General features: G+C 42.4%; 19 protein-coding genes. 13 read left to right on the plus strand and 6 right to left on the minus strand.

Annotated features, from left to right (window positions below; genetic code table 11):
• Window positions 1-42: 42 nt before the first annotated feature.
• Window positions 43-885 carry a carbohydrate ABC transporter permease gene (locus AC1TO8_RS15105; protein WP_482056439.1) on the minus strand — a complete coding sequence of 281 codons (843 nt, stop codon included), beginning with the start codon at window positions 883-885 and terminating at the stop codon, window positions 43-45.
• Between the two features lie 25 nt (window positions 886-910).
• Window positions 911-1735, minus strand: a complete 825-nt coding sequence (locus AC1TO8_RS15110) for a carbohydrate ABC transporter permease (protein ID WP_482056477.1) — start codon at window positions 1733-1735, stop codon at window positions 911-913.
• Between the two features lie 260 nt (window positions 1736-1995).
• Here AC1TO8_RS15110 and AC1TO8_RS15115 point away from each other — a divergent pair, with 260 nt between their 5' ends.
• From AC1TO8_RS15115 to AC1TO8_RS15170, 12 genes are all read left to right on the plus strand, one after another.
• Complete coding sequence (locus tag AC1TO8_RS15115) at window positions 1996-2586, plus strand: GbsR/MarR family transcriptional regulator (protein WP_482056440.1); 591 nt, start codon at window positions 1996-1998, stop codon at window positions 2584-2586.
• 407 nt (window positions 2587-2993) lie between these two features.
• Window positions 2994-6209, plus strand: a complete 3216-nt coding sequence (locus tag AC1TO8_RS15120) for a DEAD/DEAH box helicase (RefSeq protein ID WP_482056441.1) — start codon at window positions 2994-2996, stop codon at window positions 6207-6209.
• Window positions 6210-6319: 110 nt separating this feature from the next.
• Window positions 6320-7096, plus strand: a complete 777-nt coding sequence (locus AC1TO8_RS15125) for a DeoR/GlpR family DNA-binding transcription regulator (protein ID WP_482056442.1) — start codon at window positions 6320-6322, stop codon at window positions 7094-7096.
• Window positions 7097-7349: 253 nt separating this feature from the next.
• Window positions 7350-8135: a phosphonoacetaldehyde hydrolase gene (phnX, locus tag AC1TO8_RS15130; protein WP_482056443.1), complete on the plus strand. Its 786-nt coding sequence runs from the start codon at window positions 7350-7352 to the stop codon at window positions 8133-8135.
• 35 nt (window positions 8136-8170) lie between these two features.
• Window positions 8171-9310 (plus strand): phosphonoacetaldehyde reductase, encoded by a 1140-nt coding sequence (locus AC1TO8_RS15135; protein ID WP_482056444.1) that lies wholly within the window; start codon window positions 8171-8173, stop codon window positions 9308-9310.
• Window positions 9311-9345: 35 nt separating this feature from the next.
• On the plus strand, window positions 9346-10173 hold the full coding sequence (locus tag AC1TO8_RS15140) for a metallophosphoesterase family protein (RefSeq protein ID WP_482056445.1): 828 nt from the start codon (window positions 9346-9348) through the stop codon (window positions 10171-10173).
• A 63-nt stretch (window positions 10174-10236) separates the two neighbouring features.
• Window positions 10237-11880, plus strand: coding sequence for an ABC transporter substrate-binding protein (locus AC1TO8_RS15145; protein ID WP_482056446.1), 1644 nt, complete (start codon window positions 10237-10239; stop codon window positions 11878-11880).
• A gap of 88 nt (window positions 11881-11968) precedes the next feature.
• Window positions 11969-12889 (plus strand): ABC transporter permease, encoded by a 921-nt coding sequence (locus tag AC1TO8_RS15150; RefSeq protein WP_482056447.1) that lies wholly within the window; start codon window positions 11969-11971, stop codon window positions 12887-12889.
• A 1-nt stretch (window position 12890) separates the two neighbouring features.
• Window positions 12891-13739 carry an ABC transporter permease gene (locus tag AC1TO8_RS15155; RefSeq protein ID WP_482056448.1) on the plus strand — a complete coding sequence of 283 codons (849 nt, stop codon included), beginning with the start codon at window positions 12891-12893 and terminating at the stop codon, window positions 13737-13739.
• A 14-nt stretch (window positions 13740-13753) separates the two neighbouring features.
• Window positions 13754-14764 carry an ABC transporter ATP-binding protein gene (locus AC1TO8_RS15160; protein ID WP_482056449.1) on the plus strand — a complete coding sequence of 337 codons (1011 nt, stop codon included), beginning with the start codon at window positions 13754-13756 and terminating at the stop codon, window positions 14762-14764.
• A complete protein-coding gene (locus AC1TO8_RS15165; RefSeq protein ID WP_482056450.1) occupies window positions 14761-15729 on the plus strand; it encodes an ABC transporter ATP-binding protein in 969 nt (322 codons plus the stop codon). The genes AC1TO8_RS15160 and AC1TO8_RS15165 overlap by 4 nt, the downstream gene beginning before the upstream one ends.
• Before the next feature lie 78 nt (window positions 15730-15807).
• Window positions 15808-16740, plus strand: a complete 933-nt coding sequence (locus AC1TO8_RS15170) for a metallophosphoesterase (protein WP_482056451.1) — start codon at window positions 15808-15810, stop codon at window positions 16738-16740.
• 178 nt (window positions 16741-16918) lie between these two features.
• On the opposite strand, the gene AC1TO8_RS15175 is transcribed toward AC1TO8_RS15170, so the two are convergent.
• From AC1TO8_RS15175 to AC1TO8_RS15190, 4 genes are read right to left on the minus strand one after another with little or no spacing between them, the layout of a single operon-like run.
• Window positions 16919-17224, minus strand: a complete 306-nt coding sequence (locus AC1TO8_RS15175) for an MGMT family protein (protein WP_482056452.1) — start codon at window positions 17222-17224, stop codon at window positions 16919-16921.
• Window positions 17225-17241: 17 nt separating this feature from the next.
• Window positions 17242-17808, minus strand: coding sequence for a DUF4825 domain-containing protein (locus tag AC1TO8_RS15180; RefSeq protein WP_482056453.1), 567 nt, complete (start codon window positions 17806-17808; stop codon window positions 17242-17244).
• Complete coding sequence (locus tag AC1TO8_RS15185) at window positions 17798-18481, minus strand: permease prefix domain 1-containing protein (protein ID WP_482056454.1); 684 nt, start codon at window positions 18479-18481, stop codon at window positions 17798-17800. The genes AC1TO8_RS15180 and AC1TO8_RS15185 overlap by 11 nt, the downstream gene beginning before the upstream one ends.
• 14 nt (window positions 18482-18495) lie before the next feature.
• On the minus strand, window positions 18496-18828 hold the full coding sequence (locus tag AC1TO8_RS15190) for a PadR family transcriptional regulator (RefSeq protein WP_482056455.1): 333 nt from the start codon (window positions 18826-18828) through the stop codon (window positions 18496-18498).
• A 78-nt stretch (window positions 18829-18906) separates the two neighbouring features.
• Here AC1TO8_RS15190 and AC1TO8_RS15195 point away from each other — a divergent pair, with 78 nt between their 5' ends.
• Window positions 18907-19089, plus strand: a complete 183-nt coding sequence (locus tag AC1TO8_RS15195; protein ID WP_482056478.1) for an ATP-binding protein — start codon at window positions 18907-18909, stop codon at window positions 19087-19089.
• Window positions 19090-19148: the final 59 nt, after the last annotated feature.

A 19148-nucleotide genomic window follows, 5' to 3' on the forward strand; every position in this document is an offset into this window, starting at 1 on the left:
CTCTTTGTTCATATCTAGAATGCTTGTACCTATAATGTAACTTCACCCTTTTGTAGAACCTGCGGTCATGTTGACACTTTGCATAATTGTTTTTTGGGCCACCACAAATACAAGGAGCAAGGGGGCAATGGTGAATGCACTGGCGGCCATGATTAGCGGCCATTTCAATCCGTAAGCACCTCCTTCAACGAAGAAACTTCTTAGACCGGCAGATACGAGCTGCAAACTAGGATCTTTCGTAATCAGCATCGGCCAGAAATAATTATTGTATTGGTCAATGAAGGTGATGAGGGCGAGCACAGCGAAGGAAGATCGTGTGATCGGAACAATAATGGTCCATAGAATACGCATATGTGAAGAACCATCTACTTCTCCAGCCTCCACCAGTTCATGAGGAACCTGAAGGAAAGCTTGTCTGATCAAAAAGATAGAGAACACACTTACGCAGTTGGACAAGATCAATCCGGCATAAGAATTTAGCAAATGTAATTCGGACAAGATAAGATACCCGGGTAAATAGACTGCTGTAGCAGGAACCATATAACCGAACAAGATCACGCCTGCGAATAGTCCCTTCAAGCGGAAACTCATATGCGTAAGCGCATATGCCATCATGCCGGAATTAATAACTTGCAGAATAACGATACAGGTGGCGACGAATATGCTGTTACCCATGTATCTGAGGAACGGTGCTTCGTTCCAAGCCTCTAGAAAGTTCCCCCACAGAGGTGCTTCCGGCCAAAGAGTAGGGGGCGACTGCCAAATTTCATCGTTAGTTTTCAGTGCACTGGTTATCATCCAATAAAAAGGAAAGGCCATGATCAGAGCAAATACGGCAAAAATTAGATGGCGCATCAGTCTCCCCAAATTGGTTATCTTACTCATTCGTGCGCCTCCTTTATTGTAGGTATTATTGATAATGAGTAGTTTTTTTGCTGACTCCGAGCGAGAATATGGAAAGTAACATACACATGAATACAAGCACCATCGCTACGGAAGAAGCCTCCCCGATCTGGAATGATTCGAAGGCGGATTGATAATACATATACAACAAAGTACGAGTGGAGCCTGAGGGGCCTCCCTGTGTAAGTACGTTAATTTGGTCATAGGCTTGAAGTGCTTGGATGATCTGCACAATAAACAGGAATAGTGTGGTTGGCGATATTAGCGGCATTGTGATGCGAATGAATTTCTGAAAGGGGTTTGCCCCATCAAGATCTGCTGCCTCTAGTAGATCAGAAGGTACGTTGCGCAGTGCGACTAAGTAAAATATCATAGCCCAGCCTACAGATTTCCATATCGTCACGATAAGTACACCGACGAGGGCCCACTTGGGATCATGAAGCCATCCGATTGTTTCTAATCCCAGAAAGTTAAGCACTGTATTGGCAAGTCCGATATCGGGCTCATAAATCCAAGACCAGACGATGGAGACGGCTACGGTCGGCGTAACCCAAGGAGAGAACAACAACACTTGATAAAGGGTGGAGCCTTTCATCTTGTTACTCATTAGAAGAGCTAGACCTAGTCCAATTAGGATGACTGGCAGCACGCTTCCTAGACAGAACAGCAAGGTCACTTTGAGTGCTTTATAAAAGGCGGGATTGCTGAAGAGATCCATATAATTGTCTAATCCGACAAATATCTTTTCTGGGCTCATGAAATCCCATTCCGTAAAGCTAAGGTAGAATACATACAATAGCGGTGCTAGCCAAAATATAACGAACGGAATCATCGCTGGTAGTGTGAAGAGTACTGGTTTCAAACCATTTATAAATCTAGAGCGTTTCACTTTTCTGAGAACCCCATTCCCTCATCTGTCTTTTGCGGTATAATATGGTGGAGATATCCTCTGTTCAAAATAAATTGTACACTCATTCGAGAACGGTATGGTTAAGCGAACGTAAACAGCGATAAGTAATTGTGTAAAATATAGAGGAATTGCAAAGACACGCTTCTGTTTTGTGTAATATAGAATGATAGACTCTAATAGGAATGAAGGTGTATCTATTGAAACAGCTAGCTTTTGATGAAGAAAAACCAGATTTATCTCCACGGGAGCAGTTACTGCGTCCGATGATTGATGCCATTGCCCAAACCATGGATTTATATGGGGCGAATTATTCATTCGGACAGCTCTATGGCATTATGTTATTTGAGGATAGACCGATGACACTTGAGGAAATGAAGAATATTATGAATATGAGTAAGAGCAATATGAGCTATGGAGTCCGCTCGCTAATTGCTTCCAAAATGGTTACTAAACTTGAAGAGAAGCGTGAACGAAAGGATTTATATGCTGCCGAAACAAACTTTTTCCAGACCTTTAAGAACTTCTTTACTATGAAGTTGCAACGGGAGATTGATGTGATGAGAGAGGCTCTAGAAGTCGTAATTCCTAAACTCGAGGAACTGATACAGGCCGCAGACACTTCGGAGGAGGAACGACAATACTGTCTTAAAGACCTAGACAAGCTACAGCATTCGGTTCAGTACTATAGTTGGCTACAGCAGTTTGTAGATGGGCTTCAAGAGGGGGATTACTTCGGGGATTTACCCAATGGATTTATGCCATTCCAAGAATAGTAGAGAGAATTTATTTGAAGGAGCAACACACATGAAGAGACAGAAGAAGGAATAGTTGCATAAATGGTACTTACTAAGAAGGAAAAGGCTGGTGGGAGAGAAATAGTTGCACAAACGACATTTAAAACAGGGGAAATAGTGAGAATGGACGACTTTCCAGTAAATAGATGTCCTTTATGCAACTAAACTTAGTGATAGGGGAATATGACCGAATTTAAATGTACCCTATGCATCTATTCGTGAGGGGATGCGGTTGTCTTCACTTTTTTGCTACCTTGGATCGTCTGCCATTCTGGAAATAATATGGTGTATGTATGCCAATAATTAAGTTATCAATAAATTGAGAGGATGGAAATCTGTTATCATAAGAATGAATGCCAAGCCCTTTCATTAGGAGGATAAAATTAGTGAATGTTCAGTTGACCCCAAGCCTCATTAAGCTATGGTGCGGAAAGACCTCCTACGATAAAGGAGAAGCCTACCTTAAAGCTAGCAAAGTGACTTTTACATATACAGATACTGAAACTGGATTATATAAAGCGACCGTCAAAGGAAAAAGTAGTGAGCAGGTTATGGTGAAAACAGATTCTAGTGGAGAGATGTATGCCGAATGTACATGTCCCACGTTATCCTCATATGAGCTTTACTGCCAACATATCGCTGCGGTACTACTGAATATCCATGAACTACAGCAGCGTGAGAGTGAAGATGGATTCGTAGAGACTTCGAGTGGAGAGAATCAACTGGCCCAATCGATATTGGATCTGTTCACAGATAAGCCTCGTCGTTCTAGTCGTGCGCGGACTTATTTCGATTCAAGAACACCCCTTCAAGTGGAGTTCACTTGTAGAGCGGTCCCCTACGGATATGACAAGCTCATGTTCGGCATGGAGATCAAGGTTGGAATGAGTCGGCTGTATATTGTAAGGAACGTCAGAGAGTTTCTTGAAAGAATTGAACGGGGAGAGACGTATGCGTTCTCCAATCATTTTACGTATGATCCGGAGATCCATAGCTTTTCCAAAGAGAATGATGAAGTGATTCAACAGCTCCTTCTTATGGATAACAGCGATGAGATGTATCGCCAATCTTCAACCCCTAGTGACCGAATCGTAATGATACCTCCATTGTACTGGGACAAGTTGGTGCAACTATTATGTGAGGCTCCTAAGGTGAAAATGGCACAGGGTGATAGAGTGGTCGATGGGATACAACTATCCGAGGGGGGAATTCCGCTTCAGTTCGAATTTAACCATTCTCGGATCGAAGGCTACCACTTGGATGTTGAAGGGTTGGATAGCATTACTGTCATGGAATCATACGGAGTTATCCTGTTCCAAGGAAGGTTAGTGAAGCTACCTTTGGATGAATGTAAGCGACTTGCAGAACTCAAGCATATGATTGGGAAGTCCCACAAGCAGATCATCCAGATCCCACAGGAGCAACTTGATCCTTTTATGGAGAAGGTCATCCCTGGACTAATGAAGCTTGGGAACGTGCATATTGCCAAGACTGTTTCCGAACGGATGGTACAGACTCCTCTTAAGGCTAAGCTGTATTTGGACCGTGTGAAAGATCGCTTGTTGGCAGGATTGGAGTTTCAATATGGCAGAGTCGTGATTAATCCTCTCGATGAGGAGAGTCGTCAACCGCAAGGGGATCATATTATTCTGATACGGGATGGTGACCTTGAAAGAAGAATCCTCGAACTGATGGAACGAAGCACATTTACTAAGACGGAAAAGGGTTATTTCTTGGCTAATGAGGATGCCGAATATGAATTTCTATATCATATCGTACCGCAACTGGAGCCAATGCTCCAAGTATATGCCACCACCGCTGTGAAATCGAGAATTCACACAGGTCTTACGGCTCCCAAGGTCGTTGTAGATATGGATTCAAGACATGATTGGTTAGAATTCAAGTTCGATATCGAAGGGATTCCTGAGACGGAAATTCGTAACCTATTGAAGTCGTTGGAGGAAAAGCGTAGATATTATCGATTGCCGAATGGGGCTTTAGCTCCACTTGAGAGTGAGAAGTTTCAAGAGATTCTTCTTTTCATGAACGAGATGGGTATCGGTACAGGGAAAATGGTAGGCTCTGAGATCCAAATACCCGTCGTTCGTGGGCTGCATATGATGGATGATCAGAATAAAGGTAAGGCCGTTAGCTTGGGCAAATCATTTCGTAGACTGCTTGAGAACATGCGTAATCCAGATCTGCTGGACTTTCCTGTTCCTGAAACACTGAGTAAGGTACTTCGGGATTATCAGCAATATGGTTATCAATGGATGAAAACGTTGGCTAACTACCGATTTGGAGGAATATTGGCAGATGATATGGGGCTTGGAAAGACGTTGCAAAGTATTGCATTCATCGTCTCCGTACTACCTGAGATTAGAAAGGACAAGATCCCAGCAATCATTATCGCACCTGCCTCTCTTGTATACAATTGGAGGAATGAACTGAAGAAATTCGCGCCAGAAGTTCTTACAATGATCGTTGATGGTACGCAAGAAGAACGCAGTCGTGCGTTAAATGATGTGTCAGGGGTAGATGTGGTGATTACCTCATATCCGTTGTTACGCAGAGATTTGGCGCAGTATATTGGATCTACATTCCACACGCTGATTTTGGATGAAGCACAGACCTTCAAGAACCATAATACCCAGATCGCTCAGACAGTGAGAAGAATAAAGGCGCGGCATCGTTTTGCCCTTACGGGAACGCCCGTGGAGAATTCAATTGATGAGCTGTGGTCCATCTTCGACGTCGTCTTTCCGGAATTGTTCTCAAATAAAAAAAGCTTCGCTAACTTATCCCGCGACAGCATAGCGAAGCGAATTCGCCCGTTTATACTTCGACGTCTGAAGAGTGATGTATTGAAGGAACTGCCGGATAAGATCGAGTCTGTACAGATTTCTGAACTGCTACCAGATCAGAAGAAGCTATATATAGCTTATCTAGCTGAGCTGAAGCATGAGACCGTGAAGCATCTGAACGAGAATAGTTTCCAGAAGAATCGGATTAAGATTCTAGCTGGTTTGACGAGACTTCGCCAGTTATGTTGTCATCCCGCTCTGTTCGTCCCAGACTATGCGGGTAGCTCGGCTAAATTCGAGCAACTCATGGAGACGATTGAGGAATGTCGGAGTGCAGGCAAGCGGGTATTGGTCTTCTCACAATTTACGGAGATGCTCGGTTTGATCAGTCGAGAACTTACCAACCAGGATGTATCCTATATGTACTTGGACGGTAAAACCCCAGCTTCCGAGCGGGTAGAGCTGTGTAATCGATTCAACGAAGGTGAGCAAGACGTGTTCCTCATCTCATTAAAGGCGGGCGGTACAGGTCTGAATTTGACTGGAGCAGATACGGTGATCCTCTATGATCTTTGGTGGAATCCTGCGGTGGAAGAACAGGCTACGGATCGCGCACATCGTATGGGGCAGACGAAGGTCGTGCAAGTGATTCGCCTAGTGACCCAGGGAACGGTGGAAGAGAAGATGTACGAACTTCAGCAGAAAAAGAAGAACTTAATTGACGAAGTCATTCAGCCAGGCCAGCAAGCGTTGTCCGCATTCTCGGAGCAGGACATACGGGAAATTCTGATGATCTAACGATATAATGCTAGATTAACTTTACGTAACGATATTAAACTGGTATTATACAGCTAGATATTGCATAAAAGAGCTTGAAACAGCAAGAAAGAAAGTGGAAGGGTGTTTGTATGCTATCTCCCGAAAGACATAAGTTGATTCTAATGGAGCTGGAATCTAAAGGGAATGTCTCGGTAACAGAGTTGAAACAGCTCTTGAATATCTCGATCGACACGGTGCGAAGAGACTTGGATTATTTGGAACGACATGAAAAGTTGAAAAGAATCCATGGAGGCGCGATATCGGTAGATGACATTTCGACGAATCAGGCATTCATGAAAAGGAAAATCGTGTTCCTTGAGAGAAAGCAGGAAATCGCTGGAGTTTCCATGAGGTTTGTAAGGGAGAACCAGGCTATTTCTTTGAATGCGGGAACAACGAATATAGAAGTTGCAAAGCATTTGGCTGCCCATTTCGATCATCTAACAGTTATTACAAACTCTTTAAAAATAGTGGATATTTTAGCGAAAAAGTCAGGATTCACAGTTATTGTTCCCGGTGGGATACTGAATCATGATGAGTTGTCCCTATATGGTCGATCTATTGAAGAAGAGATTAGCCGGTTTAATATCGACATTGCGTTTATTAGTATCAATGCTATTTCTCTGGAAAAAGGCTTAACGGATTTCCGACAAGGTGAGTCGGAAGTCATTAATGCGATGATTCAAAGTGCGAAGCAGACCATTATTGTGGCTGATTCAAGCAAATTTGAGACCGTTTCCTATATCAATATTTGTAGCCTAGATCGGATTCATGCGATAGTAACGGATACTCAAATAGATAAACAGCTACTAGATAGATACCAAAAGCAACATGTAAATATCGTGAACGCTTACCTCGAGAGGTAGGCGTTTTTTTCATAGTAACTTTTTCACTAAGAACGCCATTAGAAGTCACACAAAAATTGGTTAAATTGAGTAGCACATGTGGGGAATCGAGGGGGTGCTCTATTTTCATGTTATCACATAATTAAAACAAGCATATAAAAGCATATAATTGTATTAGTTATGTAAAATAAAGCAAAAACTATTGAAGTTACTGTTTCCTTTACTTATACTGTGGATGTAAGTTAACGATGATAGGTATTGGAGGACAAAAATAATGAATAGAATACAAGCTGTTATTTTTGATTGGGCAGGGACTGTGGTTGATTATGGCTGTTTCGCACCCATGCAAGCATTCATAAAGACTTTTGAAATAGAAGGCATTCCAATTACGGTTGATGAGGCGAGGGCTCCGATGGGACTGTTGAAACGAGAACACATTCAAGCGATTCTCCGTATGGAGCGGGTGAACACGGCATGGGTTGAACATTCCGGAAGTTATCCGACAGAGGCTGATGTGGACTCATTATACGAAACATTCGAATCATTATTGATGGAGTCCTTGCAGGATTTCACGGACCCGATTCCCGGCGTTATTGAAGTGGTCGATCAGTTGCGAAATGCTGGCATCAAGATTGGCTCCACTACAGGATATACGAAGGCAATGATGGAGGTAGTGGCGCCCAATGCTAAGCGAAAGGGCTATGCACCGGATTTCTTAATCAGTTCAGATGAAGTGAAAAGGGGGCGCCCATTCCCTTATATGATCTATCGCAACTTCGTCGAGTTGGAAGTATTTCCACCAATAGCTGTAGTCAAGGTAGGAGATACCCTGTCAGATGTACAGGAAGCGAAAAATGCAGGGGTTTGGAGCGTTTCAGTCATTAAAGGGAGCAGCGAGCTTGGACTGACACAAGCGGAGGTTGAAGCTATGGAAGAAGCTGAACTACGGGAGCGAATGGATACGGTTCGCCGAAGATTTGAGGAAGCGGGAGCTGACATGGTGATCGAAACGATGGATGAACTCCACGGTGTCATTGAGTCACTTGAGCGTAGGTTATGAATTTGGGCTTAGAGCGAGAAAGGAATGTTGGATGAATGAGTCAATTTTATAACCCCGTAACGATTTACTTCGAATCTAATGCCGTTGAGCAGCTAGCTACTTCTTTATTGGAGAGATATAAGCATGTGAATCGCGTGTTGTTACTAACGCGAGGCAGTGGAGTTGAGAAGAATAACTGCTTAAGACCCATGATGAATGCGATTGAAGGAAAAGAAATTTTGTTAAAAGAGCTTGAACTGGCTAATCCCGATCTCGTTGATATTCTAGACTTAAAGAACGAACTAGGTGGTTTTAAGTTTGAACTTATCATAGCTATAGGTGGCGGAAGTGTGATGGATGTGGCGAAAACGCTATCAGCTATCCAACGGATAAAGGTAACCACTACAGCAGATGTACGCGCAGCGATTGTCGAAGAGCATTATCGCGAACAAGGGCAAGTCACACCATGGATCGGCATCCCAACGACATCGGGTACGGGTTCAGAGGTAACGAGCTGGGCGACCGTGTGGGATCAAGAATTAGGTACTAAATATTCAGTTTCCGATGAAAGGTTGTATGCGAAGTACGCAGCTATTATACCTGAATTGACAGCTACGTTGCCACTCCGTTTGAGCGCATCGACCGCCCTGGATGCAATGTGCCATGCGACAGAAGCCTATTGGTCTGTTCATACGAATCCAATCACTCGCATTTATGCGCTACAGGCGATTGAACGAGTGCGGATATTTCTCCCACTACTTAAGGACGATGAGAACAATCCAGAGATCCGACTGCAGTTAGCGTTGGCAAGTGTATATGCAGGACTTGCATTCAGCAACACGAGAACAACGGCATGTCATTCCATCTCGTATCCATTAACATTGTTGTATGGGATAGAGCACGGAATAGCAGCGAGTATTACGCTGGGTGCGGTGTTGCGGCTGAATCAATTCGCATTGGTCGAGCCAGAGAAGCTACTCGAAGCTTTTGGTGTTGAGAAGCCTGAAGATGTTCAACAGCAAATTTATCAAATCTATAAATTGTATAGTATTCCATCTCGGCTTGGTGAGTATGGGGTCACCGCATTAAATATCCCTAATATTGTGGGACGAGCCTATACTAAAGGGCGTATGGATAATAATCCAGTAGAAATTACAGCAGAACAGCTTCACGATGTTCTGATCACATTGCTCTGATTTCATCGGAAGACGGGAAGGGGATATGAAGACACATGAGATTGGTTCTAATGAGCGATTTGCATTACTCACGGATGGAGAATGGAACTAAACAAATGCTGGAGGCTAGAGATAAGGTATACAGTACCTTGCTTGACAAGTTCTTGGATATCGATGCGGATATACATATTTCCTTAGGCGATCTTACGCATGAGGGACATCCTGAGGAATTTGGTAATGTGTTCGAGCGAATCGGCAAGAGTGGGCGAAACTTCATATTCATACTTGGTAATCATGACTCTTATGTGATGCTTAAGAGAGATGTTATGGAGCTAACCAGACAGCAACGATATCGATCCATCGATACAGAACAAGTCAGACTCATCTTTTTGGATACAACGAGAGAAATGAACCGCGCCGAATGGGGTGGAAATATGGATCAGGAGCAGTTGGATTGGTTGCAATCTGAGCTTAAGGAAGCTGGTACGAAGCCGGTTCTAATATTCGGCCATCATCCCGTGTACGATACAACCGCCCGTTCCACAATGACTCCATACTGTATTCATCCGGGCATCGATATGCGGACTATTTTGAACCAAAAGAAGGGTCAGGGTTTCTACTTCTGCGGTCACAACCATGTCAATTCAATCGTTCGTGAAGGGGAGTGGTACTTTATCCAATCTGCTACATGTCTGAGTACGCCTACCTTCCGTGTAGTCGAATGTTCTGAAGGCCAGATCAATATCGATCTCATAATGGTCGATGATCACGAACTCATGGATCACATCGCAGGTTTTGATACGAAAATGCCTGGCTTTTCAATAGGTTTGGACGTACGGGAGAATAAAGGAGATCGACATCTACTGGTGACATCCCGTTTATAATGTGTTTAAAGATATATATAACTATCAGTATCAAGAAGAACTAATTCAGAAGGAAGTGTAACGATGAATCATGTTATCAGAAGAAGTCTCATCCTCATGTTTGGTGTAATATTACTTGCTATAAGTGTGGGTTGCCAAGTTCAGACAACAAACACTGCGAATCAACCAACACCAGCTGCACAAACAGACGAAACGAAATCAACAGAACCGGATCAGGAGAACGAAGCAACAACGGATATAGAGCATCTGCGAATTGGGGTTCACTCCTTCACAGCAGGTTTAGAAGCAACTAGAACTTCCAATGCAGATGCGCAATATCAATACAATATTTACGATACATTGATCCTGAGAGATCCCACTTCAGAGAACTTGAAGTTCCTTCCAGGACTTGCTGAGAGCTGGGAACAACTAGAACCGTCGGTTTGGCAATTTAAGTTGCGGGAGAATGTGAAATTCCATGACGGTACGATCATGGATGCAGAGGATGTCGCCTTCTCGCTGAATCGCATATTTAAACAAGAAGATGAGAGATTTTTGAATGCTTATGGAAGATATTTCAATACTTTCGATAGCGTCGAAGTCATTGATCCAAACACGGTCAACATTCATATGCTTAAAGCCGATCCACTCGTTGAAACGTTCCTCTCAGACCTTAGTGGTGCAATTACTTCCAAGGAATATGTAGAAAGCGTAGGCTTAGATGCAGCGGATCAGATGCCAGTAGGCGCTGGACCTTATAAAGTCACTTCTTTCGTTCCCAAGAAGAGCTTAGAAATAGAGAGATTCGACGAGTATTGGGGAGAGAAGGCTCCTATTAAGAAAGTAACTTATACGTATATCCCTGAGATATCATCACGAATTACAGCTGTGGCCAATAATGAAATTGATATGGCTGTGGGTATTCCACCTGATCAAGAACCAGCTCTAGTCAATCAAGGTCAGCTTAGACTAGTTGGAGCAAACTGGCCGTTATATCATGTGTATATTCTGAACATGAGTAATCCGGTTATGGCAAATAAGAAGCTTCGTCAAGCACTTGATTTAGCAGTTGATCGCGAAGCATTAGTTCAATCATTATGGGCAGGTAAAGGAGTTGCACCAACCTCATTGCAATTTCCTGACTACGGCGATATGTATATGCCAGATGTGAAGACAGTGGAATATAACGTGGAAAAGGCAACCCAATTGGTGAAAGAGTCTGGATATGATGGGACACCGATTGTGATTACTATTCGCTCCGAATATTACACGTATGGTGATTTAGCCGCGCAAGCTGTTATCGAAATGTGGAAGAAAATTGGTGTTAACGCTAAGCTAGTGCAGGTTCCAGATGTGAATAAAATCGAGGATTCAGAAATCATGATCCGTTCTTGGTCCAACCCACTTTATTATCCGGACCCAATGGGAGTTATGGACGCATCCTGGTCAGATACCATCTGGGTAAGTACACGTAATTTCTTTACACCAGAGAATAAAGACTGGTCTAGTGCCTTCGAGACAGCTCGTTTCTCTACGGATAAGCAAGAACGTAAAGACGCATATAAGAAATTACTCGAAATTGCTAAGGATGAAGCAGGATTTATATTACTGTATAATCCATTTGAATATTATGTGATGCAAGAGGACATGAACTGGGAACTCCCTGAGAATTTACGCGCAGAGACTATTTCCCTTCGGGCAGGACAGATTAGTCGTACGGAAAAGTAACATTCACTAAATGTAGCTACTATGCAGGGATGGGGGCCATTCCTGCATAGTCGTTCATTTATAACCACATGAGGAAGCAGTGATTTGTTTGTATAAATTTATCATACAAAGAATCGTGAAGGCTTTTCTAACGATAAGCGTTGTATTCATATTTGTATTTGTTGGAGCTCGGCTTACGGGTGATCCAGTTAGTATCATGTTTCCAGAAGGAATAACCGAAGAACAACATCAACTATTAAATGCCAAATACGGATTGGATAAACCAATGATTATTCAATTCAAATTATATATACAGAATGCTTTAAAAGGTGATTTTGGAAATAGCATCCACGAGAATCGTCCAGTAACCGAAATATTCTCAGCGGCGGCAGCAGAGACTGTAAAGCTTGGGATATTAGCATTTGGGTTTAGTATTGTAGTGGGTGTGGCAATTGGAATAATTTCTTCTTTGAATCCCCGCAGCCTATTCTCAAGGAGTTTAATGATGCTGGCGGGTGTAGGATATGCTATTCCAAGCTTCATTATTGCGATTCTGTTGATTCTTATCTTTAGTTATCATTTAAACCTATTACCTAGCATGGGAATGGGTTCTATAGCAAGCTACATTATGCCAGTGATCGCTCTATCGGTTCATCCGATCTCTTCGATTGCAAGGTATGTAAGTACAAGTCTAATGGTAGTATTATCACAGGATTATATTCGAACAGCTAGAGCTAAGGGGCTTGGAGAGCGTTTAGTTATCCTAAAGCATGCTTTTAGAAATACACTTATTCCTCTAGTGACGGTCATCGGAATGCTAGTGATTGATATTGCCGGTGGATCGATTGTTGTAGAAACGGTATTCTCCTGGCCAGGTATTGGCAATCGACTCATTGATTCAGTAATGGACAAGGACTTCCCTGTTATTCAATTTGGCGTCGTTTGTTTTTCTTTTGTCGTCATCGCTACAAATCTCGTAGTAGATATACTTTATGGGGTCATTGATCCGAGGATCAGGAAGGCGGGATAAGATGATGATTATGAGAAGAATGATGCAGTCACCATGGACCATAAAAATCAGTTTCATTCTGGCCATTCTGTTCGCTTTAGTAATACTCTTGGCCCCATGGATTATGCCCTATGATCCCGATGCAACGAATTTATTGAACAACAATCAGCCACCCGTGTATTTAGAAGGAAGCTGGGATCATCCGCTTGGAACGGATCAAATTGGTAGAGATATATTATCTCGGGTTATTTACGGTCTTAGAGTCAGTGCGAGTATAGCTCTAGTCGGGCTTGTGATCGGATGTATTGTCGGTGTAACAGCGGGTTTGATCAGTGGTTATATTGGAGGAACTGTAGATAAAATCATTATGGCAATCGTGGATTTTCAATTCGCAATACCATATACATTAATTCTATTAATGGGAATTGTATTACTTGGAAATGACATCATCGTGCTGGTTGCCTTAATCGGCCTAGCCAAATGGGAGAGCTATGCTAGAATTACACGAGGACTCGTGCTTTCCTTGCGTGAGAATCAATATATAGAAGCAGCGCAAGTATCAGGCGCGTCAGGAAGGTATATTATATTTAGACATATTTTACCGAATATTCTACCTACGATATTAGTCATGATGACGCTCAATTTCCCTGCGATCCTCACGATGGAATCGACGCTATCCTTTCTAGGCATAGGTATTCAACCACCAACGGCCAGCCTGGGAAGAATGGTAGGTGACGGAAGGAACTACTTGCTTACTTCCTGGTGGATTGCGATCACTCCATCCATCATTATTATTGTCATGACATTGATTATGCAGTCTATAGGAGATTGGTTCAAGGATTCGATGGACATTTCCGCCATTAAGGATTAGGAGAATTAAATCATATGAAGCCTTTACTAGCCATTAAGAATCTTCAAGTCGGTTTTCGTCAAAGAGAACAGGAAGTCTATGCCGTCAATGGAATTAATCTCGAAATATATCAAGGTGAAACAGTTGCTATCGTAGGAGAGTCAGGCTGCGGTAAGTCACTTACAGCTCTTGCAGTTATGGGTCTTCTAGGGAACCAGAACCATTCGACGAATACGTTTGTTAAGGGCGAAATCACATTGAATCTCGATCAAGACAGAACAGAACACCTCGTAGGTATGACAAGTAAGCAGTACGATACGTTAAGAGGATCCGCTATGTCGATGATATTTCAGGAGCCCATGACGGCATTAAATCCTTTATTAACGATTGGAGAACAGGTAGCGGAGATCCTTGTGAAACATAAAGGGATGGCGAAGTCCAAAGCCTTTGCAAATACCGTAAAGCTGTTAGAGAGTGTGGGGATCCCGGATGCTGCAACAAGGATGAAGTCTTATCCATTCCAATTATCTGGAGGACAGAAGCAACGCGTGATGATTGCCATGGCTATGTCTTGTGAACCGAAGCTATTAATTGCAGATGAGCCAACCACAGCCCTGGATGTAACGATTCAATCTCAAATCCTATATCTTCTTAAGCAGATCAAACAAAGTCAGGGGACGTCCATGATGTTCATTACACATAACTTGGGAGTCGTCGCTCAGTTTGCAGATAAAGTGGCAGTCATGTACCGCGGGATTATTGTTGAAAGTGGTACTGTAGAGCAAATATTTCGTTCTCCTAAACATCCATATACGAGACTACTTCTTCAGTCCCTGCCTAAAAAAGGTCTTCGTGCCACCAAAGGTGATAGGCTTGCCGCAATTCAGGGGACAGTACCAAGTCCATCTGTTGAAATATATGGTTGCTCTTTTCACAATAGATGTCCTTCTGCGATGGCGCAATGCAGGTTGGAGATTCCCATCGAACGTGAAGTCGATTCCGATCACATGGTTCGCTGTTTCCTGAAGGAGGGACCTGAGAATTGAATGGACAGGATAACAAAATGATAGCCAGTACGAAAGACTTAAAAGTATATTTTAAATTCGGTTCTAAGAAACAGTCATACGTTCGAGCCGTAGATGATGTGTCCCTAGGAATATACAAGGGAGAAATTCTTGGACTTGTCGGAGAATCAGGCTCAGGTAAAAGTACCTTAGGGCGAGCACTGCTTCGTTTAAATGAACCATACTCTGGGCAAGTGTTGTTTAATGAACAGGATATTACCAACCATAGAATGAAAGAGATGCGTCCTCTCAGAAAGCAAATGCAAATGATCTTTCAAGATCCTAATAGCTCGTTGAACCCTCGTATGCGATTGAAAGACATTATCTGTGAGCCGCTTTATGTCAATAAAATAGGTTCGCATAAAGAACAATTAAGAATGGTTAAGGAAGTTCTAGATCAAGTACAGTTGCCTCAGGATTGTTTGGATCGGTATCCGCATCAATTATCGGGTGGACAAAGGCAGCGCGTAGCTATCGCGAGATCATTAGTTACAAAACCGAAATTTCTTGTTGCAGATGAACCTGTTTCTGCTCTGGATGTATCTGTGCAAGCTCAGATTTTAAACCTCTTATCAGATCTAAGACAGGAGCTTGGCATAACTATTCTGATGATTTCACATGATCTATCGGCGGTGGAATATATCTCAGATCGAGTGGCTGTCATGTACCTCGGTAAATTAATGGAGATCGGAACCGTAGATGATGTATTCGGGAACCCAGTACATCCCTACACAAAGGCATTGTTAGACTCTGTTCCTGAACCTGATCCATTTATAATAAAAGATGCGAAGCCCATCCAAGGAGATATTCCCAGTCCCGTAAATCCTCCTTCGGGATGTGTGTTCAGGACTAGATGCCCGGTAGCTACACAGGAGTGTGCTCATGTCGTACCAAGTTTAACAACAGTGAGCTTTGGACACGAAGCTGCATGTATACATTTATCGTGAAAATATGAGTGTTTGATTTCATCTGACAAGCTCGGTTATAAAGTTTCGATTAGAACATATAGAAAAGAGGTTGAAGGCATGACAGTGGGTGATGCCTCACGGACGTTATCATTTATTGTAATTCCAGATACACAAAAATTATCTAGACATTATCCGGATCTATTTAAGGGAATGACCCACTGGATTGCGGACCATGCCAGTAATCTAAATGTGAGTATGGTTGTCCACTTAGGGGATGTTGTGGATAGAGGAGCAAAGGACGAGGGTGAGTACCTTGGTGCTTCGGAGGCGCTGGATACGATATATAAAGCGGATCTTCCGCTTGTTATTGCGCCAGGAAATCATGACTATGATCTGCCAATCATCTCGTCTAGTAGACTGATGGAGAATGTAGACAGCAGAGCGCTTTCGATGTTTAATCAGTATTTCGGTGTGCATAGGTTTCAGGATAAATCATGGTTCGGGGATGTGTTTGAACGTCAGAAGTCCGAGAATATGTATGCATTACTTGAAGCAGGAGGTGCATCGTTTCTATTTCTTGTTCTTGAATTTGGTCCACGAGATGAAGTTATGAACTGGGCAGATCAGATCATTCGAGAGAACCAGGATCGTCAGGTCATTGTCATTACGCATTGCTATATGTATAAGTACGGTGAAAGGACGAAACCGGGAGATGATGCCAACCCGAAAAACTATGTGGCTACAATGGATGGTAATGACGGTGAAGATATATGGCAAAAGCACTTGAAGTACCATTCCAACGTGATTGCTGTATTCTCTGGGCATCATATCTCTGAGCCTGTTAGTCACAGGATTGATTACGGTGTACATGGGAATAAGGTCTGCCAACTATTCCAAAATTGGCAGAGTGCTGAATTTGGCGGGGAAGGTCGGTTTCGAATTGTTGAATATGATACGGTGAACAAACAGATAACAACGAGAGTATTTAATCCAAGGACAGAACAATTTGAATTAGCACCAGGATATGAACTACGTTTAGAACTGCTTTAAGCAAGATGAGCTATCAATTCCATTTATGGATTTTAGAGAGCATCCAAGGATGCTCTCTTTGGCGCTGAGTTCCTCTTTATGCAAATATGCCTTAGTAGAAATAGCTGTCGACTTGTGTACGAGAAGGCTTGACCATCGATCATACCAAATGGTGAACGGCCGAACGATGCTACGAAACCTACCCGTCATGACGATAGATGGATAGGTCAACCCGTCCGTTCCCATTGAGTTGAATCCCTTCTTCCTCTAGTAATGCCTTCTGAAGAAAGCTGGATTCATCATCGCGAATAGCTATTTCACCTTTGACGTTGATCACTCTATGCCATGGAAGATCATATTTATTGCTCATGGTGTGTAGAATTCGGACCACCTGTCTAGCACCGCGAGGACTTCCGGCAGAAGCGGCGATCCCGCCGTATGTCATAACCTTCCCTTTGGGGATAGCTCGTATAATGTCAATCACTTGTTGCGTAAATGGCTGCATTAGGTTCTCCTATTTTATCAATTTGGGGTGCTAAATATCGTATTCATACAATCGGACACATAGTGGTCATCCGTAAGTTTGCTTTGAACTAGTTCACGCCAAGTTGCTTCATCGGTTAGGGTAGATAGGTCATCTACTCCATACCATAGTGCAACAACACTGCGCGTTACTTCATAAGAAGCTCCCTCAAAATTAAACTGAATGGCTTCAAGGTTATCGATTAAGGATAATGCTGCGGTAGCATTGTATATTAAGGATGTTTCTAGGTGCTTTTTGTTCATATTCGATAACTCTTCTTTGTAATTAATTTCTAAAGTGAATATGTCAGGGAACTGTTGAAACGATTTGTCTATATTAGCTAAGGGCAATGAGCCGATCAGATTCATGTTATTCGAAGCATTGCCCATATATTTGTTACGATATTTCAAAATGGATGTCACATCATGTGTAAGTGGGTCTTGCTGATCTTCAGCATATTGTTGTGCATTCTCAGCACGCTGTGGGATAACAATCCCCTGTACGATTGCAAGTGAAATCACGCCGACAAGTAACAAGCAAATGATTACAACGTTCCTAGTCTTCATAAGAGACACCTACTTCATATTTATGCAACAGCCTCAGAGCGCTATTGAACAGTAATGGTATGATGATGGAGATCATAGGTAAAAGAAATGGAATAGTTACGACAGCAAACTGATAGGGCCCATCGATGTGTATAGGTCGCATAAACCAAATATTGCTTCCGAACCGAAGTGCAGTTGTAGTCGTGATGGATACCACCATAAAAAGCCCCCAAATAATCCAAACCATTCTTCTATATCGTAAAAACGATTCTACAGGGAGAGTAGAGACTTTGTTGAGCCAATGATCTTGCTTGTTTCCATTTAAAAGTAAGAAGGCGACACCTAACACAATAACGATCATGAATAGGAATAGGCTAACTGGTCTTGTTGTGCCTAAAATCCCAAGAGGTATAGTCAATATCCAAGCAATCAGAGTATACATTAAAGCGATCTGTACGAGCTCCAATTGAAATCTGCGTGTATATACTTGGTGATTACCATCGATTAAACCGTCGATAGAATCCATATGATCAATAGCAATCGTTATGGCTTGCTCCATTGGCATTCCATCTGCGATTAGATCGGATACTTTAGCTTCGAGGTTCGATATAATCTCATATTTCAACTCTTTCGTTTGTTTATTTTCTTTGTATCCTGAGAATAAATGTTCGACGTGTTGCTGTAACCGATTCATAAGGGTTCCTCCTATTATTCTATAAGCTGGTCAATTAAATTTTTGGCAATCTTCCAAGCTGCAACATTGGCTTCATATGTTTCAATGCCCAATGGGGTCACCGTATAGTATTTACGTCTGCCTCCTTGACTCTCATCACCCCAATAGGAAGATATTAGTTTCTGTGTTTCAAGTCTCTTTAAGCTGCTGTAAAGCGAGGGTTCTTTCAATTCATAATGACCCTGACTATATTTGGCGATCGCCTTTATTATTTCATATCCATAGTTATCACTTTCGCTGAGAACACGAAGAATGATGGTGTCTACATGTCCACGGATTAATTCGGGACTAATATTGCTGCTGGTCACATTCCTCACCTCTAGATTACAATGTAATATATATTACTATGCGTGTCAAAGTAATTATTCAGGATAGCTAAAATGTAGATAGGGGAACCGTTTCACACAACCAAACAAGATGGAAATGGCCTCGGCATGACGATTGTCTACAAAATAATGACGTCACATGGAGGGCAATTGGATATTACGAGTGATGTAGGTGTCGGGACAACCGTTGATATTTACTTTCCACTACAAGATGAAACTAACTTCAATAGTTATATGATCTGAATGAATACTTAAAATAATATGACGATTTGCTAGATTTTTCGTATATAATGGTAAATAAT

The sequence above is a fragment of the Paenibacillus sp. Y859 genome, assembly GCF_056786405.1.

Coding starts and splice junctions, on each gene's coding strand:
- AC1TO8_RS15170 (WP_482056451.1), top strand. CDS start 15,808: ATGACAGTGGGTGATGCCTCACGGACGTTATCATTTATTGTAATTCCA.
- AC1TO8_RS15125 (WP_482056442.1), top strand. CDS start 6,320: ATGCTATCTCCCGAAAGACATAAGTTGATTCTAATGGAGCTGGAATCT.
- AC1TO8_RS15175 (WP_482056452.1), bottom strand. CDS start 17,224: ATGCAGCCATTTACGCAACAAGTGATTGACATTATACGAGCTATCCCC.
- phnX (WP_482056443.1), top strand. CDS start 7,350: ATGAATAGAATACAAGCTGTTATTTTTGATTGGGCAGGGACTGTGGTT.
- AC1TO8_RS15110 (WP_482056477.1), bottom strand. CDS start 1,735: ATGATTCCGTTCGTTATATTTTGGCTAGCACCGCTATTGTATGTATTC.
- AC1TO8_RS15115 (WP_482056440.1), top strand. CDS start 1,996: ATGAAGGTGTATCTATTGAAACAGCTAGCTTTTGATGAAGAAAAACCA.
- AC1TO8_RS15180 (WP_482056453.1), bottom strand. CDS start 17,808: ATGAAGACTAGGAACGTTGTAATCATTTGCTTGTTACTTGTCGGCGTG.
- AC1TO8_RS15135 (WP_482056444.1), top strand. CDS start 8,171: ATGAGTCAATTTTATAACCCCGTAACGATTTACTTCGAATCTAATGCC.
- AC1TO8_RS15140 (WP_482056445.1), top strand. CDS start 9,346: ATGAGATTGGTTCTAATGAGCGATTTGCATTACTCACGGATGGAGAAT.
- AC1TO8_RS15145 (WP_482056446.1), top strand. CDS start 10,237: ATGAATCATGTTATCAGAAGAAGTCTCATCCTCATGTTTGGTGTAATA.
- AC1TO8_RS15155 (WP_482056448.1), top strand. CDS start 12,891: ATGATGATTATGAGAAGAATGATGCAGTCACCATGGACCATAAAAATC.
- AC1TO8_RS15105 (WP_482056439.1), bottom strand. CDS start 885: ATGAGTAAGATAACCAATTTGGGGAGACTGATGCGCCATCTAATTTTT.
- AC1TO8_RS15160 (WP_482056449.1), top strand. CDS start 13,754: ATGAAGCCTTTACTAGCCATTAAGAATCTTCAAGTCGGTTTTCGTCAA.
- AC1TO8_RS15185 (WP_482056454.1), bottom strand. CDS start 18,481: ATGAATCGGTTACAGCAACACGTCGAACATTTATTCTCAGGATACAAA.